This is a genomic window from Micromonospora sp. DH13, from assembly GCF_020873825.1.
In the GTDB taxonomy this organism is placed as follows: Bacteria; Actinomycetota; Actinomycetes; order Mycobacteriales; family Micromonosporaceae; genus Micromonospora; species Micromonospora haikouensis.
The window spans coordinates 86,468-102,974 of the sequence record NZ_JAHWGR010000005.1 but is presented as its reverse complement, the minus strand read 5'-3'; the positions used below and the strand labels follow the sequence as shown (position 1 = coordinate 102,974).

Sequence of the window (16,507 nt, the reverse complement as noted above, 5' to 3'; positions counted from 1 at the left end):
CCCTGACCGCCCGGATCAGGGAGACTCAGGTTTCCGCCGTGACGCCGCCCGTCACGGACGACTGGCCGGTCCGGTCCAAAGGGAGCGACACACCCCGATGCCCTCGTCTCACCACGCCGATCTGCGCGACTCAGACGGCCCCACCCTGATGACCTACCTCGAGTGGCTACGCCGCCGGTGGTGGATCCTCGTGGTGGCCGCGCTGCTCGGCGCGGGCGCCGGCATGCTGGTCAGCCAGGTGCAGACCCGCACCTACGTGTCGACCACGTCGCTGCTGGTCCGCCAGGTCGGCCCGGACGCCAACCCCGGCGCCAAGGTCAACCTTGACACCGAGGCGCAGGTCGTCCGCTCCCTGGTGGTCGCCGAGCGGGCCCAGGCCCTGCTGAAGACCGACCTCCCCGCCGAGGATCTGGTCCGGTCGCTGTCGGTGACGGTGCCGCCGAACAGCCAGGTGCTCCAGATCGCGTTCGAGGCGGGCAGCCCCGAGGCGGCGCAGGCGGGCTCGCACTCCTTCGCCCAGGCGTACCTCGACCTGCGGCTGGCCACGGCCACCCGGTCCCTGGAGAACGAGACCACCGCGCTCAAGCAGCAGATCACCGAGACCAACAAGCAGCTCGCCGCCGTCGCCGGCAAGATCGCCGCCGCGCCGCCGAACTCGGTGGAGCGCGCCCGCGCCGAGGCCGACCGCAACGTGCTGACCAACCAGCTCGCCAGCCTCAACAGCCGGCTGAGCCCGCTGCTGAGCACCGCCCTCGACCCCGGCGAGATCATCTCCGACGCGCCGCTGCCCCGGAAGCCCAGCTCCCCGAACACGACCCTCAACCTGGCCAGCGGCCTCGGCGCGGGGCTGCTCTTCGGCATCGTGGTCGCCCTGGTGCTGGACCGGCTCGACACCCGCGTGCGGCGCGGCCGGGACGTCGCCGACCGGCTCGGCGTGCCGATGCTGCTGGAGCTGCCGACCGGCCAGGCCGGGCTGACCATCCTGCCGGCGGGCCACGAGGTCTCCCGCGAGCTGGGCCGGCTGCGCAACGTGCTGCTGTCGACCATGCCCGAGCCGCAGCCCGGCCGGGGCCGCCAGCTGCTGCTCACCGACACCTCGCCCGGCCCGGCGGCCGGCTTCGTCGTCGGCAACCTCGCCGCCGCGTACGCCCGCACGGGCGCGCAGGTGGCGGTGGTGACGACCAAGCGGGACTCCCCGCTGCCCACGATGCTGGGCGGGATCAAGCCCCGGCACACCCTCGCCGACGTGCTGCGCCACGACGTGTCGGCGCTGACCGCGCTGACCCCGGCCCCCGGCCTCGGCCAGTTGCGGGTGCTGTTCCCCGGTGCCCTCGACACCGAGGTGGAGCTGCCCGTCGCCATGATGCTGGAGGTCCTCGGCGAGCTGGCCGCCCGCTTCGACCACGTGCTGATCGAGACGGCCCAGCCGACGGCGGCGGTGGAGGCGCAGGCGCTGGCCCGGCACGTCGACGGGGTGATCCTGGTGATCGAGGGCGGGCAGACCCGCAGCAGCGAGATCACCGCCGCGATCCACCAGTTCGAGCAGGTCGACGCGCCGGTGCTCGGCGCGGTGCTGGCCCCCCGGCTGGCCGAGCGCGTCCCGGCCCCGCCCGCGGCCCCGGCGGCGCGGCGGGACGGCCCGCCGTCGCCCCGCCCGCGGCCCAACCCGGTGCCACCGCAGGCCGGCCCGCCCAACATCGAGTCGACGATGATCCTGCCCCGCCCCGCCACCAGCAACCGGGACAACCGCCCGTCGGCTGGTGGGCCGGACCACCGCCCCTCGGCCGGCGGCCGGGACGCCCATCCGCCGACCGGCCCGCAGGCCTCCGCCAGGCCGACGCCGCCCCCGGCGGTCCAGGGCCCGCCGCCCGTCCCGCCGGCCCGGCCGACGACGCAGCCGAAGCCCCCGGGCAAGTCCACCGTCTACCGGTCGTCACGGGACTCCGACGGTGTCGACCCGGGCCGATACTCGATGGCCCTCGACCCGGTCGAGGACAGGGAGTGAACCGCCGGCGCGCCCTGGGCAGCACGCTCTCGGTGGCGCTGGTCGCCGCGTTCGGCGCGGGCTGCGCCGAGGAGCAGCCGCCCGGGGCCACCAACGTGGTCGACCCGGGCTCACCGGCCCCCCGGCCCACCCCGACCCCGAGCCTGCCGACCGCGCCGCTGTCGGGCAAGCCGGTCGCCGAGGAGGTCGCGGGCCGCCAGGCGGTGGTGGTGCCGGTGCGGGTGACGCCCGGCACGAGCCCCGTCGGGCTGGCCGAGGCCGACGTGGTCTACCAGGAGTTCGCCGAGTCGGAGAGCCTGCACCTGACGGCGGTCTACCAGTCCCGGGACGCCGCGAAGGTGGGCCCGGTCGCGGAGATCCGCCCCGTGGACATCCGCACCGTCGGCGTGCTGCACCCCTTCGTCGGCTACGCGGGCGGGCCGACCGGCTTCCTCAACCAGTTCGCCGCCGCCGAGCTGAAGGGCGTCACCCCGACGCAGCGCGAGGGGGCGTTCCCGTCGGGTCAGGCGTCGACCGCCGCGCTGCGGGCGGCGGCCCCGAAGGGCGGCGCCGCGCCGACCCCCGTCCTCGACCACGCCACCCCGGGCGCGCCGCTTGCCAGCCAGGGCGTCGCCCCGGCCGGCAAGCTGACGATCGCCGCCCCCGGGCACCCCACGCAGACCTGGACGTACGACGCGGCCAGCGCGTCGTGGCGGGGCAGGATCGGCAAGGTCACGGTGAGCGTCGCCTCGGTGGTGGTGCTCACGATGGAATACCGCACGCTCACCGTGCGTAAGCCGAGCCCCCGCTCGCTGCCCGGGGCGAACGTCTACGGCTCCGGGCCGGCGCTGGTGGTCTCCGGCCCGTCCAGCGCCAAGGCGCAGTGGAGCAAGCCGGGGCAGAAGCTGGTCTGCAACGTCACCGACGAGGGCGGCTTCCAGGTCCGGCCGCAGCCCGGCCCGGCCTGGGTGATCTACGCCCCGAAGACCGCCAAGGTCAGCGTGACATGACCATGGCCGCCCCGCTCCGGCCGGCACCGGAGCCGGCACCGGCGGGACGGCGTCCGGCCGGCCCGCCGCAGCACCCCGCGCAGCACCCGCCGGAGCCAACCCGGCGCTGGTCGCTGCGGCTGCCCGTCGCCTGGCCGGTGACCGCGCTCTTCGTGCTCTACCCGGTGTGGTGGGCGTTGGGCCTGCCCTCGTTCATCTTCGCGATCCTCGCCATCCCGATGGCGTTCCAGCTCTACCGGCGCGGCAACGTGAAGGTGCCGCCGGGCTTCGGGATCTGGCTGATCCTGCTGGCCTGGGTGGTGCTCTCGGGGCTGATGCTCGGCATCACCGCGCCCAACACGCTCCCCCCGAGCGGCTCCGGCCGATTCATCGGCTGGGGCATCCGGGTGATGAACTACACCGCCCTGACGGTGACGATGCTCTACGTCCTCAACCTCAGCGAGCGGGAGCTGCCGCGGGGCCGGCTGGTGAAGCTGTTCGGCTTCATGGCCGTGGTCACCGTGATCGGCGGGTACGTGGGCGCGCTGTTCCCGCAGCTCAAGTTCGTCGCGCCGCTCAACTACATCCTGCCCGCCGCCATCGCCAAGGAACCGTTCGTCAACCGGCTGATGCACGTCGAGGTCGCCCAGGTGCAGGAGGTGCTCGCCGGGGAAGCCAGTTCGCCCCGCCCGGCCGCCCCCTTCGAATACACCAACACCTGGGGCGAGAACATGGCGATCCTGCTGATCTGGTTCATCGTCGGCTGGGTGGTCCTCGGCCGGGGGCCGCGCCGGCTCACCGGCTACCTCGTGGTGGTCGCCGCCGTCTTCCCGATCGTCTACTCGCTCAACCGGGGGCTGTGGATCGGGCTGGTGGTCGGCGCGGTGTACGTCGCGGTGCGGCTGGCGCTGCGCGGCCGGGTCGTGGTGCTGGTCGGGCTGGCGCTGGCGAGCGGGCTGATGGGGGTGGCGGTGCTGGCCTCCCCGTTGGGCGACCTGCTCAACGAGCGGATGGCCAACGGCCACAGCGACGACATCCGGGCCACCCTGTCCAGCGGCGCGGTCGAGGCGGCCAACCATTCGCCGGTGCTGGGTTACGGGGGCAACCGTGCCCTGATCGGCAGCAACCGGTCGATCGCGATCGGCAAGTCGGCCGAGTGCAAGCAGTGCGGCAACCGGGAGCTGGGCAGCAACGGGCAGGTGTGGAACCTGCTGACCGGCCAGGGTTGGGTGGGCGCGTTCTGCTACAGCGCGTTCTTCCTGTGGTGCCTGTGGCGGTTCCGGCACGACAACACCCCGATCGGTATCGCCGGCAGCCTGGTGCTGATCCTGATGCTGTTCTTCCAGTTCCTCTACGGCTCGTTGAACACCACCCTGGCGTACGGGCTGATCAGCGTGGCGCTGCTCGCCCGCAACGACCTGCACCTGCGCGCCGAGCGCCGCGAGGCCCGGCTCGCCGCCGTCGAGGCCGCGTCCGCGCCGGCCGCGCCGGGTGCCCGGCCCGAACGGCGGTTCCGCTGATGCTCACCCCTCCCCCCGGCGCCGACGCGCGCGGCGCGTACCTGCCGGAGCTGGCCGGCCTGGTCTGGCCGGCGCCGGCCCGACCGGCGCTGCGGCGCGGCGGCCGGGCCGGTTTCGCGGTGGTGCCCTCGGCCGCGCGGCCGCGGCTGCTGGTGCCGGCCGGTTCCCGGCGGGCGGCGGCGGGCGCGGTGCGGCACTCCACGGAGGCGCAGAGCGCGAAGGCCCGGCTGCGCCGCGCGGTGCTGGCCACCGCGTTCCGCACCGGGCTGGGCCGGCTCGCGTTCCGGGACCGGCTGGTCGTCGACCCGGGCGGCAACGCGGGCGGCGGCGCGCTCGACGCGCACCTGGCCGCCGTGCTGGGCCGCCCGGCGCTGCTGAGCATCCACATCGGGCCGGCGCGGGCGAACCGCAAGCCGGTGGTCCAGCTCCTCGACGCCGCCGGCGTCCCGATCGGGTACGCGAAGCTCGGCGTCGACCCGCTCACCCGGGCCCTGGTCGAGGCGGAGGCGGCGGCGCTGGCCCGGCTGGCGATGCTCGCCGTGCCCGGCGTGCAGGTGGCCGAGGTGCTGCACCACGGCGTCTGGGGCGGGCACGCGCTGCTGGTGCAGAGCGCCCTGCCGGTGGGGCTGCCCCGGGCCGCGCCCGCGCCGGCCGTCGAGGCGGAGCGGGCCGCCATGGTCGCGGTGAGCCGTTGCGCCGGCGTGGACCACCGCCCGTACGCGGGCAGCGCCCACGACCGGCGGCTCGGAGCCGAGCTGGCGGCGCTGGGGGACCGGCCGGAGGCGGCCCGGCTGCGCGCGGTGCTGGACGAGGTGCGCCGCGTCGACCCGGTGCTGGGCCTGGGGGCCTGGCACGGCGACTGGAACGGCGGCAACAGCGCCGCCCTGGCCGACGGCCGGGTGCTGGTGTGGGACTGGGAGCGGTTCGCCGACGACGTGCCGCTGGGGTTCGACGCCCTGCACCGGCGGGTGCAGACGGCGATCACCCGGGCCGGGGTGGAGCCCCGGGCGGCGGCGGGGCGGCTGATCACCGGGGCGGCCGACGACCTGACCCCGTTCGGCCAGCCGGCCGGGGTCGCCGACCTGGTGGCCGTGCTCTACCTGGTCGAGCTGGCGGCGCGCTACCTGCGCGACCGGCAGGCCGAGGCGGGGGCCCGGCTGGGACACGTGGACGCCTGGCTGCTGCCGGCGGTGGAGGAACACCTGGCCGGACGGCCGGGTGCGGGAGGAGTGGCGAAGTGACGCTGGTCAAGGCACAGGCGCGGCGCGCGGTGCGGTCGGTGAGCCGGACGTACGGCCGGTGGACCGCCGGGTCGCGGCTCGCCCCCGACTTCCTCATCGTGGGTGCCCAGCGCTGCGGCACGACCTCGCTGTTCAAGACCCTGTCGCAGCATCCGGCGGTGCTGCCGGCGGTCTACCACAAGGGCGTGCACTACTTCGACACCGGCTACGACCGGGGGATGGACTGGTATCTCGGGCACTTCCCGACGGTGCGCCGGGCCGAGGCGGTCCGCGAGCAGGTCGGGGTGCGCGGGGTGACCGGCGAGTCGAGCCCGTACTACATGTTCCACCCGCTCGCGGGGGAGCGGATCGCGAAGGACCTGCCGGGGGTGCGGCTGCTGGTGCTGCTGCGCGACCCGGTGGAGCGGGCGTACTCGGCGCACACCCACGAGGCGGCGCGGGGCTTCGAGACGGAGGGCTTCGAGCGGGCCCTGGAGCTGGAGCAGGAGCGGATCGCCGGGGAACGGGAGCGGCTGCTCGCCGACCCGACGGCGCACAGCCACCACTTCCAGCACAACGCGTACCTGACCCGGGGCCAGTACGTGGAGCAGCTCGAACGCCTGGAGTCGATCTTCGGCCGGGACCGGCTGCACGTGATCGACGCGGACGACTTCTTCGCCGAGCCCCGGCCGGCGTTCGACGCGGTGTGCGACTTCCTCGGCCTGCCGCACTGGGCGGACATCTCGTTCGGCAAGCACAACGCGCGGTCCCGCTCGCCCATGGATCCGGCGCTGCGGACCCGCCTGGAGGAGCACTTCGCCCCGTACGACGAGCGGTTGAGCACCTGGTGGGGACGCGTGCCGTCGTGGCGACGGTAGCCCCGGCCCGGTCGGCCGCCGGCGAGCTGGGCGGCGCGGCGCGGCACGGGGTCGCGAACCTGCTCGGGGTGGCGGTCGCGGCGGTCGCCGGGTTCGGCCTGAACATCATCGTCACCCGCGGCTGGTCCATGTCCGACGCGGGCCTCTTCTTCGCCGCCACCAGCGCTTTCATGATCGCGTACGCGGCGGCGCGGCTGGGCACCGGCGTCGGCTCGGTCTACTTCATCAGCCGCTACCGCACGCTGGGCCAGCCGGAGCGGCTGCGCGCGTCGGTGCTGGTGGGGCTGCTGCCGGTGCTGGGGGTCGGCACGCTGATCGCGGTGGCCGGCTGGTGGGCGGCCCCCCGGATCGTGGCGCTGACGTTCGACGAGCCGGTGCCCGGTGCGGTACGCGCGCTGCGGGTGCTGCTGGTCTTCGTGCCGGTGGCCGCGCTGTGCGACTTCGCCCTGGCCGCCTGCCGGGGCTTCGGCAAGATGCGCCCGCTGCTGCTGATCGAACGCCTCGGCCGCACGGGGTTGCAGGTGGCCGGGGTGGGGCTCGCCGCCGTCCTCGGCCTCTCGGCGACGACGGCGCTGCCGCTGGCCTGGGTCGCGCCCTACCTGCCGGCCGGCCTGGTCGCCACGGTGTGGCTGGCCCGGCTGGTGCGGCGTGCCGAACGGGGCGCGCAGGTGCCGGCGGTGTCGCTGCGCGAGGAGTTCGGGCCGTACTGGCGCTACAGCGGGCCCCGGGCGCTGAGCGGGCTGGCCCAGATGGCGGTGCAGCGGCTCGACATCGTGCTGCTGGGCGCGCTGCGCGGGCTGTCCGAGGCGGCGCTCTACACGGCGGCCACCCGGTTCCTCGCCCTCGGGCAGCTCTCCGGGCAGGCGCTGTCCACCGCCGTGCAGCACCGGCTGGCCGAGCACCTGGTGCGCGACGACCGGGACGCGGCGGGCCGGCTCTACCAGGCCGCGACGGGCTGGCTGGTGCTGCTGGCCTGGCCGGCGTACCTGCTGTTCGCGGTGTTCGCCGAGCCGATGCTGCACCTGTTCGGCGAGGGATACTCCGCCGGGGCGCGGGTGACCGTGTTCCTGGCCCTGACGATGCTGGTGGCCACCGGCTGCGGCATGGTCGACACGGTGCTCAACATGGCCGGGCGCACGTCCTGGACGTTCTACAACGCGCTGGCCGGCACCCTGGTCAACGTGGTGCTGAACGTGCTGCTCATCCCGCGCTTCGGCATCATGGGTGCGGCGGTCGCCTGGTCGGCGTCCATCGTGATCACCAACCTGGTGCCGCTGGCGCAGCTGCACCACGCGTACCGGCTGCACCCGTTCGGCCGGGGCACGCTCGCCGCCGCCGGCCTCGCGGTGGCGTGCTTCGGCGTGCCGGCGTTGATCGCCCGCGCGGTGCTCGACTCCGGGCCGGTCACCCTCGCGGTGCTCGCGGTGCTCGGCACCGCCGGCTATCTCGCCGGTGCGTGGCGGCTGCGGCGGGTGCTCCAGCTCGACGCGTTGCGGGCCCTGCGCCGGGGCCGCCGACGCTGAGGCCCGGCACGGGTCTCACAGCCACGGAAACGACCGCCGGGCACGTCGGCGGCATGGGGAAGGTGCGGCAGACGATGAAGCGGTTCCACAGGGCGGCGGCGTTCCTGCTCGCCTCGGCGTTGGCCGTCACGGCCTGCTCCGAGCAGGCCCCGGACTTCGTGCCGCCCCCGTCCAGCGCCGCGCCGACGGTGTCCCCCCGCACGACGGACGACCTGGCCACCACGGGCCGGGGCCCGGAGCTGCCCGCGAAGGGCGCCTGGCTGGGCGCGTGGGTGAAGCCGGACTGGCAGACCCCGGAGGGGCGGGTCGAGGCGCTCGCCGCGTTCGCCGCCCAGACCCAGGGCAACGTGAACCTGGCGCACATGTTCCACGAGTGGGAGGACGACTTCCCCGGCCCCACCGAGCACGCCTTCCAGGCCGCCGGGAAGCTCCAGATGATCTCCTGGTCCGGCGCGGACACCCGGTCGATCCGCGACGGCGTCTACGACCAGCTCATCCGGCAGCGGGCCGAGAAGATCAAGCAGTTCGGGGTGCCGCTGCTGCTGCGCTGGCGGTGGGAGATGGACCGGCCCAACCTGCAACAGAGCATCCACTCGCCCGAGGACTACGTGGCGGCCTGGAAGCGCATCCGGGGCATCTTCACCGAGGTCGGCGCGACCAACGCCGGCTTCGTCTGGTGCCCGCACGTGCAGGGGTTCGTCGACTCCTCCCGTGACGCCGCCGCGTACTATCCGGGCGACGACCAGGTCGACTGGCTCTGCACGGACGTCTACCCGGGCAAGGGGTTCGAGGGGTTCGCCCCGCAGATGGACAAGTTCATGGCGTTCGCCGCCCAGCATCCGCGTCCGATTGTGATCGGCGAGTTCGGCGTGACCTACCCGGGCTCGCCGGGGCAGCGCGGCGCGTGGCTGCGCGAGGCCGGCGACTACATCAAGCGGCACCCGCAGATCAAGGCGGTCGTCTACTTCGCCGCTAAGCAGACCAAGCCCGCGTACGACAGCACCTTCAACGACGACCCGGACGGCCTGGCCGCATTCCGGGAACTGACGGCCGACCCGTGGTTCTCCGCGCCGCCGCCCCCCACCCCGGCGCACGGCCCACGAACCCAGTGAACTCGTCTTTTCGTCCGGCGCGACCGGCTGTCCCGGCAACGGCCGACGCGTTGTCGGCCACAAGACGCAACCCGGGGTAGACGCCGCGCCTTCCGTGCGCGATTGTGTCATCGAGCTTTCCGTCCCCCGGTCGCCGCCTCAGCGCCCGGCGGTCACCGAACGGGTTCGCCCGCTCGCACGGAGGCACCTCACATCGATCTCCGCCGTTCATCCGGAGTTGCCCGTGGCCCGTTTCCCGGCGCTTGGTCGCCGACCTCTCGCGGTCCTGACCGCCGCCGCCCTGACCGTTTCCGGCATCCTCGTCGCCGGCCCGGCCCCCGCGGCGCCCGACCACACCACCGTGGTCGGCGCGGTCCCCTCCGCCCTCACCCCGAACATCGTGGACGGCACCGTCTTCGCCATCCACGACGCCGGCGACAAGGTCATCGTCGGCGGCTCGTTCACGCAGGTGAAGAACCGCAACTCGGACGTCACGATCGCCCGCAACTACGTGCTGGCCTTCGACAAGGCCACCGGCCAGGTGGACACCGCGTTCGCCCCGGTGGTCGACAACGAGGTCAGCGACATCCTCGCGGGCCCGACCGCCGGCACCGTCTACCTCGCCGGCAAGTTCAACACCGTCAACGGCACCAACCGCCGCAAGCTGGCCCTGCTCAACCTCGCCGACGGCAGCGTGGTCACCAGCTTCCCCAACCTGGCCTTCAACGGCCTGGTCAACGACGTCGTCAAGGTCGGCAACCGGCTGCTCGTCGGCGGCATCTTCACCACCGCCGCCACGAAGCCGCGCGCCGGCCTGGCCTCGCTCGACGCCGTCACCGGCGTGGTGGACGACTACCTCACCACCTCGCTGACCGAGCACCACAACTACGACGGGGTCAGCGGTGCGAGCGCCGGCATCGGGCCCGAGAAGCTGGCCGTCTCGCCCGACGGCACCCAGCTCGTGGTGATCGGCAACTTCAAGAAGGCCGACGGGGTGCTGCACGACCAGGTGGTCCGGCTCGACCTGGGCGCGTCCGCCGCGACCGTGTCGTCGTGGAACACCAACCGGTTCGAGCCGCGCTGTTCCTACAAGTCGTTCGACTCGTACGTGCGGGACGTCAGCTTCTCCCCCGACGGCAGCTACTTCGTCATCGTCAGCACGGGCGCCCCGTACGCGGGGACGCTCTGCGACGCGGCGGCCCGCTTCGAGACGTCGTCCACCGGCACGTCGGTCCAGCCGACCTGGGTCAACTACACCGGCGGCGACACGTTCCTCTCCGTGGGCATCACCGAGCAGGCGATCTACGTCGGCGGCCACTTCCGCTGGCTCAACAACACCTCCGCCACCAACTCGGCGTTCGCGGGCGCGGTGGCCCGGCCCAGCATCGCCGCGCTCGACCCGCTCAACGGCCTGCCGCTGTCGTGGAACCCGGGCCGGCACCCGCGCGGCTACGGCGTGGCGAAGCTGCTGGTCACCCCGGAGGGCATCTGGCTGGGCTCCGACCAGGAATACATCGGCAACTTCCAGTACCGCCGGGGGAGGATCGCGTTCTTCCCGCTCAGCGGCGGGGCCGCCCCGCACTCCACCGCCACCGCCACCCTGCCGGGCAAGGTCTACCTGGCCGGGTTCAGCAGCGGCTCCGTCAACGCGGTGCAGAGCCGGACGTACGACGGGACGAGCGCGATCGGCGCGGCCACGGCCGTCGACAACACCGACGGCACCACCTGGTCGTCGGCGAAGAGCGCCTTCTGGGTCGGCGGCACCCTGTTCTACGGGATGAGCGGCGCGCTGTGGCGGCGCACGTTCGACGGCACCACCTTCGGCACCCCGACGAAGGTCGACCCGTACCACGACGAGCTGTGGGACACGGTGGTGACCGGTTCCGGGCCGGAGGGCCAGACGTACGCCGGCAACACGGTGAGCTTCTACCCGGAGATCGCCAACGTGACCGGCATGTTCTACACCAAGGGCCGGCTCTACTACACGCTCAGCGGGCAGAACGGCCTGTACTGGCGTTGGTTCAACCCCGACAGCGGCACCGTCGGGGCGGACAAGTTCACCGCCGCCACGACCGGCTTCTCCGACTCCGGCGGGGTCTTCGTCTCCGGTGACCGGATCTACCTGGTCAGCCGGCTGCTGGGCAACCTGTCGTCGGCCAGCTGGGTCAACGGCGCGCCGTCGGGCAGCTGGACGCTGCGCAGCAGCCGCCTCCTCAGCGGCATCGACTGGCGGGCGAAGGCGGTCTTCGTCGGGCCGTGACCCGAGCGAGATTCGGGCCGTGACCCGAGCACGACGCCAGCGGTGACGAGCCGGGGCCGTACGGGCATCGCCCTGACGGCCCCGGCTCGCTACTGTCGTGACGTGCCCACCGAGCCTCTCCGCTGCGCCGGCGCGCTGATCGTCGACGACGACGGCCGCCTCTTCTTCCAGCGCCGGTCCCCGCAGCGGGTCCTCTTCCCCGACACCTGGGACATCGTCGGCGGCCACCTGGAGCCGGGCGAGGAGATCGAGGACACGCTGCGCCGGGAGGTCACCGAGGAGACCGGCTGGACGGTGTCGCACATCCTCGGCACGGTCGGCGAATACCGGTGGACCGGCAACGACGGGCTGGCCCGCGTCGAGAGCGACTTCCTCGTCCGGGTCGACGGCGACCTGGCCCGTCCCCGGCTGGAGGCGGGCAAGCACACCGAGTTCCGCTGGCTGACCGAGCGGGACCTGGCCGTGCTGGACGAACACCGCGACGTCAACGACGGGCTGATCCGGCGGATCGCCGAGGACGGCTTCGCGGCGCTGCGCTCGATCGGTCTGTGAGCGACGACGTCGAGCTTCCGCCGCACCGGTTCGCCGGGCTGGTCGCCCCGGCAGTCGACCGGGTCTTCGCCGCCGGCATCCTCGCCGGGCGGGACGGGGGCGGCGCGGAGCTCAGCCAGCGGTACGGCGGGCCGGCGGCCACCGGTTTCCTCGTCGAGTTCCGCACCCGGCTGGCTGCGCCGGGCGGGACGGTCGATCCGGCGGGCTTCGCCGCGGTCACCCGGTACCGGGACCCGGCGTCCTGCCAGCGGGCGCTGGACAAGCAGGTCGCGTACGGGATGCTGCACCGCCGCCCCGACGGCTGCCTCTGCGCCACCGAGCGCGGCCTCGCCTTCCTGGCGGAGCTGTTCCAGGTGCACGCCGAGGTGACCGAGGAACTGTGGGCCGGGCACGACGAGCGGGTGCTCCGGCTGGTCGAGACCCTGGGCCGGCTGCTGGCGCACGCGCTGGTCAGCGCCGAGGAGGAGACCGACGTGCTGGGCGACGCGTTCGCGGTGACCGCGCCGCCGTACGAGCCGGACGGCACCGCGCCGGGGGTGCTGCTGCTCAACCGGCTGGGCACGCTGCGCTACCACCGGGCCGACGCGCACGCCGCGGCGTGGACGGCGGCGGGGCACACCGCGCTGAGCGTCAGCGAGCTGCCGGCGGGCCCGGAGCGGCTGGCCATCGAGCTGGAGACGGACCGCCGGGCCGCCGGCCCGTACGCGGCGCTGACCGCCGAGGAGCGGCTGACGATGCTGGCGGACCTGTCCGCCCTGCCGGGCTGACGCCCCGGTTGGCGGTGGGCGGGGTCGGCCCCGGCGCTATCCTCCACCGGTGACCCGGAGTCGAACCAGGGAGGCAACTGCATGATCGGGATGGTCCTCGCGGCCGGTGCGGGGCGTCGGCTGCGCCCGTACACCGACACCCTGCCCAAGGCGCTGGTGCCGGTGGACGGTGACACCACCATCCTGGACATCGCGCTGCGCAACCTCGCCGAGGTCGGCCTCACCGACGTGGTGGTCGTCGTCGGGTACGCCGCCGACGCGGTCGTCACCCGCCAGGCGGAGCTGGAGAAGCGGCACGGCGTCACGCTCACCCTCGTGCACAACGACAAGGCCGAGGAGTGGAACAACGCGTACTCGCTCTGGCTGGCCCGGGAGCACTTCGCCAAGGGCGTGCTGCTGGTCAACGGCGACACCGTGCACCCGGTGAGCGTGGAGCGGACCCTGCTGGCCGAGCGCGGGCCGGGCATCCTGCTCGCCGTGGACACGCTCAAGACGCTGGCCGAGGAGGAGATGAAGACCACCTTCGACGCCGCCGGCCAGCTCACCCGCATCACCAAGCTGATGGATCCGGGCGAGGCGTACGGGGAGTACATCGGCGCGACGCTGATCGAGCCGCAGGTGGCCGACGCGCTCGCCGACGCTCTGGAGGCGACCTGGCGGCGCGACCCGAACCTCTACTACGAGGACGGCTACCAGGAGTTCGCCGAGCGGGGCGGCGAGGTGCGGGCCGCGCCGATCGGGGACGTCTCCTGGGTGGAGGTCGACAACCACGACGACCTGGCCCGCGCGCGGGAGATCGCGTGCCGCTACTAGCCCGGACGATCCTCACCCCGCTGCACATCGACGTGCGGCGGGGCGCGGTGGCCGACCTGGCGGCGATCCTGGCCGACGGGCGGATCTCCTCCGGCGGGGACGTCGCCGTGGTGGTCGGGCCGGGGCAGGGCGGGCAGATCGCCGAGCTGATCCGCCCGTCGCTGCGCTCGGCCGACGTGTTCACCGTGGCCGGGGGCACCCTGGAGGCCGCCGACGACCTGGGCGGGAAGCTGCGCGCCCGGTCGTACGACGCGGTGGTGGGCATCGGCGGCGGCAAGACGATCGACGTGGCCAAGTACGCGGCCACCCGGCGCGGCCTGCCCATGGTGACCGTGGCGACGAGCCTGGCCAACGACGGCATCGCCTCCCCGGTGGCGTCGCTGATCACCGGCGGGATCAAGGGCTCCTACGGGGTGCACATCCCGATCGCCGTGATCGTGGACCTCGACTTCGTGGAGGCCGGGCCGGAGCGGCACAACCGGGCCGGCATCGGCGACGTGGTGAGCAACATCAGCGCGCTCGCCGACTGGGAACTGGCCCGCCAGGTGCGCGGCGAGCCGGTCGACGGCCTGGCCGCGTCGCTGGCCCGGATGGGGGCGGAGGCGGTGCTCGCCCACCCGGGCGACATGACCGACGACGCGTTCGTCACCGTGCTCGCCGAGGCGCTGATCTCCAGTGGCCTGGCGATGGCGGTGTGCGGCACGTCCCGCCCGTCCAGCGGCGGCTGCCACGAGATCATGCACGCGATCGACGCGCTCTTCCCCGGCACCGCCTCGCACGGCGAGCTGGCCGGCCTGGGCGCGCTGTTCTGCACGTTCCTGCGCGGCGACACGCGCCGCTTCGCGGAGATGTCGGCCTGCCTGTCCCGGCACAACCTGCCCCGGCTCCCGGCCGAGGTGGGGCTCACCGACGACCAGTTCGTCGAAGCGGTGCAGTTCGCGCCGGCCACCCGCCCCGACCGGTACACCATCCTGGAGCACCTGGCGATGTCGGCTACCGAGACGCGGGAGCGGCTGGCAGACTACGCCGGTGCACTCCGCGACCTTGGCTGATCCCGCCCGCCCCTCCGTAGCCGACTTCCACCGGGTCAACCGGGGCGGCGGCCTGTTCAGCGAGTCGGTCAGCCAGTGGCTGGGCGCGGTGTTCGCGCTGGTCGCCCAGCGGCTCGGGCTGCGCCCCACGGCGCTGACGCTGGCCAACCTGGTGCTCGGGCTGGCCGCCTCGGTGACCGTGGTCGCGCTCGCCGACGAGGTGGCCGCCGGCACCGTCCCCGCGTGGGCGGTCGGGCTGGCGGCGCTGGTCGGCTGGCAGGTGGCGTACTCGCTGGACTGCGCCGACGGGCAGCTCGCCCGGGTGACCAAGACGGGCAGCCCGGCGGGCGCCCGGGTCGACGTGCTCGCCGACGTGGCCGCCCAGATCGCCCTGGTGGCCGCCCTGTCGGCCACGGCCGTGGCGCAGCGCCCATCGACGCCGACCTGGCTGGTCGCCCTGTTCGCGGGCACCTGGATGGTCAACCTGGTGACGTCGGTGATGCAGTCCGGCCCGAACGCGGCCAGCATGGTCACCTCGACTTCCCTGCCGGTGCGCCTGGTGAAGCTGGTCCGCGACTACGGCGCGGTGATCTTCGTGGCGGGCCTGGTGCTGGCGTTCGCCCCGGCCCTCACCTTCTGGGTGATCGTGGCGTTCACGGTGGTCAACGGCGGCTTCCTCCTGGCGAGCATCGCCTTCTCCGCCCGCGCCTCGTTGTAAGGAAGGGCACCTTGTTAACGCATTCTGCATAGCAGGGGCCCCTTCTTAACCGCCGCTGGGCGGGAGGGTGCGCTGGGCAGGAGAGTGCGCGGGGCGCGAGGGTGCGCGCGGGGCGGGACGGGGGCGGCGCGGTGCGGGCGGTGCAGAAGGTGCGCCATCGACGGGCCGACGTCGACGGGCTGGAGGTCTTCTTCCGCGAGGCCGGGCACCCCGGCCAGCCGGCCGTGCTCCTGCTGCACGGCTTCCCCAGCTCCTCGCACTCGTTCCGCGAGGTCATGCCGACGCTGGCCGACGTCGCGTACGTCATCGCGCCTGATCTTCCCGGCTTCGGGATGTCCTCGTCGCCGACCGTCGAGGAGTACGACTACACCTTCGAGAACCTCTCCCGGACGATCGGGAGCCTCCTCGACCAGCTCGGGGTCGGACGCTTCTTCGTCTACCTGCACGACTTCGGCGCGCCGGTGGGATACCACCTGGCCACCCGCGCGCCGGATCGCGTCCGCGGTCTCGTCGTGCAGAGCGGCAACGCGCACGAGGACGGCCTCGGCGGGCAGTGGGACGGCGCCAGGGCGTACTGGGCCGACCCGACCGACGACCGGCGCGCCGAGTTGCCGGACTGGTTGACCTTCGCCGGCACCCGTGACCAGTACGTCGCCGGGCTGCCTGAGCGCCTGCGCACGCTGCACGCGCCCGAGTCGTGGCACCTCGACTGGGAGCGGATGGGCCGGCCCGGCAACCTCGACGCGCAGTTCGCGCTGTTCGGCGACTATGCCAACCACCGCGCCCGGTTCGGCGAGATCGCCGCGTACCACCGGGACCACCAGCCGCCGGCGCTCGTGCTGTGGGGACGGCACGACGCGTACTTCGATGTCGACGAGGTTCTCGCGTACCACCGCGCCCTCGACCGCATGGACGCGCACATCTACGACGCCGGGCACTTCCTGCTGGAGACGCACGCGGCCGAGTGCGCCACCCTCATGCGGTCGTTCGTCCTCGACAACGTGTGACGGTGTGGGTGCCGATTTCGGCACCCACCAGGGAAACCCCTTCCGCGCCATCGACGGTTGTCGTACTGTAACAACTCGTAGGCAAGCGCTTTCCCACTGCGTGCGGCGCATACGGGAAGGCGTCCCTACGCACGCGGACGCACGTCCGTCACAC

14 protein-coding genes are annotated in these 16,507 nt (G+C 73.6%); all 14 read left to right on the top strand.

The annotated features are described in order from the left end of the window. Window positions 1–148 precede the first annotated feature (148 nt). The 14 genes from LPA42_RS06700 to LPA42_RS06635 all read left to right on the top strand — a co-directional run bounded on the left by LPA42_RS06700 (window position 149) and on the right by LPA42_RS06635 (window position 16,353). The gene (locus LPA42_RS06700; RefSeq protein ID WP_228986416.1) at window positions 149–2,005 is read left to right on the top strand and encodes a lipopolysaccharide biosynthesis protein; all 1,857 of its coding nucleotides are present in this window, start codon (window positions 149–151) and stop codon (window positions 2,003–2,005) included. Continuing rightward, window positions 2,002–2,994, top strand: coding sequence for a DUF3048 domain-containing protein (locus LPA42_RS06695; protein ID WP_077935235.1), 993 nt, complete (start codon window positions 2,002–2,004; stop codon window positions 2,992–2,994). Before LPA42_RS06700 ends, LPA42_RS06695 begins: the two co-directional genes overlap by 4 nt. After that, the gene (locus LPA42_RS06690) at window positions 2,991–4,493 is read left to right on the top strand and encodes an O-antigen ligase (protein WP_176734091.1); all 1,503 of its coding nucleotides are present in this window, start codon (window positions 2,991–2,993) and stop codon (window positions 4,491–4,493) included. Before LPA42_RS06695 ends, LPA42_RS06690 begins: the two co-directional genes overlap by 4 nt. Further along, window positions 4,493–5,734: a hypothetical protein gene (locus tag LPA42_RS06685; protein ID WP_228986415.1), complete on the top strand. Its 1,242-nt coding sequence runs from the start codon at window positions 4,493–4,495 to the stop codon at window positions 5,732–5,734. Before LPA42_RS06690 ends, LPA42_RS06685 begins: the two co-directional genes overlap by 1 nt. After that, complete coding sequence (locus LPA42_RS06680; RefSeq protein ID WP_077935237.1) at window positions 5,731–6,591, top strand: sulfotransferase domain-containing protein; 861 nt, start codon at window positions 5,731–5,733, stop codon at window positions 6,589–6,591. The genes LPA42_RS06685 and LPA42_RS06680 overlap by 4 nt, the downstream gene beginning before the upstream one ends. Further along, window positions 6,579–8,114: a lipopolysaccharide biosynthesis protein gene (locus LPA42_RS06675; protein WP_228986414.1), complete on the top strand. Its 1,536-nt coding sequence runs from the start codon at window positions 6,579–6,581 to the stop codon at window positions 8,112–8,114. Before LPA42_RS06680 ends, LPA42_RS06675 begins: the two co-directional genes overlap by 13 nt. A 74-nt stretch (window positions 8,115–8,188) precedes the next feature. Next, on the top strand, window positions 8,189–9,226 hold the full coding sequence (locus tag LPA42_RS06670) for a glycoside hydrolase family 26 protein (RefSeq protein WP_228986413.1): 1,038 nt from the start codon (window positions 8,189–8,191) through the stop codon (window positions 9,224–9,226). 223 nt (window positions 9,227–9,449) lie between these two features. Further along, a complete protein-coding gene (locus LPA42_RS06665; protein WP_077935239.1) occupies window positions 9,450–11,465 on the top strand; it encodes a delta-60 repeat domain-containing protein in 2,016 nt (671 codons plus the stop codon). 102 nt (window positions 11,466–11,567) lie between these two features. Continuing rightward, the gene (locus LPA42_RS06660) at window positions 11,568–12,017 is read left to right on the top strand and encodes an NUDIX hydrolase (protein WP_176734092.1); all 450 of its coding nucleotides are present in this window, start codon (window positions 11,568–11,570) and stop codon (window positions 12,015–12,017) included. Next, window positions 12,014–12,784 (top strand): hypothetical protein, encoded by a 771-nt coding sequence (locus tag LPA42_RS06655; protein ID WP_077935241.1) that lies wholly within the window; start codon window positions 12,014–12,016, stop codon window positions 12,782–12,784. Before LPA42_RS06660 ends, LPA42_RS06655 begins: the two co-directional genes overlap by 4 nt. A gap of 81 nt (window positions 12,785–12,865) precedes the next feature. After that, a complete protein-coding gene (locus tag LPA42_RS06650) occupies window positions 12,866–13,597 on the top strand; it encodes a sugar phosphate nucleotidyltransferase (protein WP_043960869.1) in 732 nt (243 codons plus the stop codon). Next, window positions 13,585–14,649 carry an iron-containing alcohol dehydrogenase family protein gene (locus LPA42_RS06645; RefSeq protein ID WP_077935242.1) on the top strand — a complete coding sequence of 355 codons (1,065 nt, stop codon included), beginning with the start codon at window positions 13,585–13,587 and terminating at the stop codon, window positions 14,647–14,649. Before LPA42_RS06650 ends, LPA42_RS06645 begins: the two co-directional genes overlap by 13 nt. Beyond that, complete coding sequence (locus LPA42_RS06640; RefSeq protein ID WP_077935243.1) at window positions 14,627–15,346, top strand: CDP-alcohol phosphatidyltransferase family protein; 720 nt, start codon at window positions 14,627–14,629, stop codon at window positions 15,344–15,346. Before LPA42_RS06645 ends, LPA42_RS06640 begins: the two co-directional genes overlap by 23 nt. 101 nt (window positions 15,347–15,447) lie before the next feature. Beyond that, on the top strand, window positions 15,448–16,353 hold the full coding sequence (locus LPA42_RS06635; RefSeq protein ID WP_228986412.1) for an alpha/beta fold hydrolase: 906 nt from the start codon (window positions 15,448–15,450) through the stop codon (window positions 16,351–16,353). Window positions 16,354–16,507 lie beyond the last annotated feature (154 nt).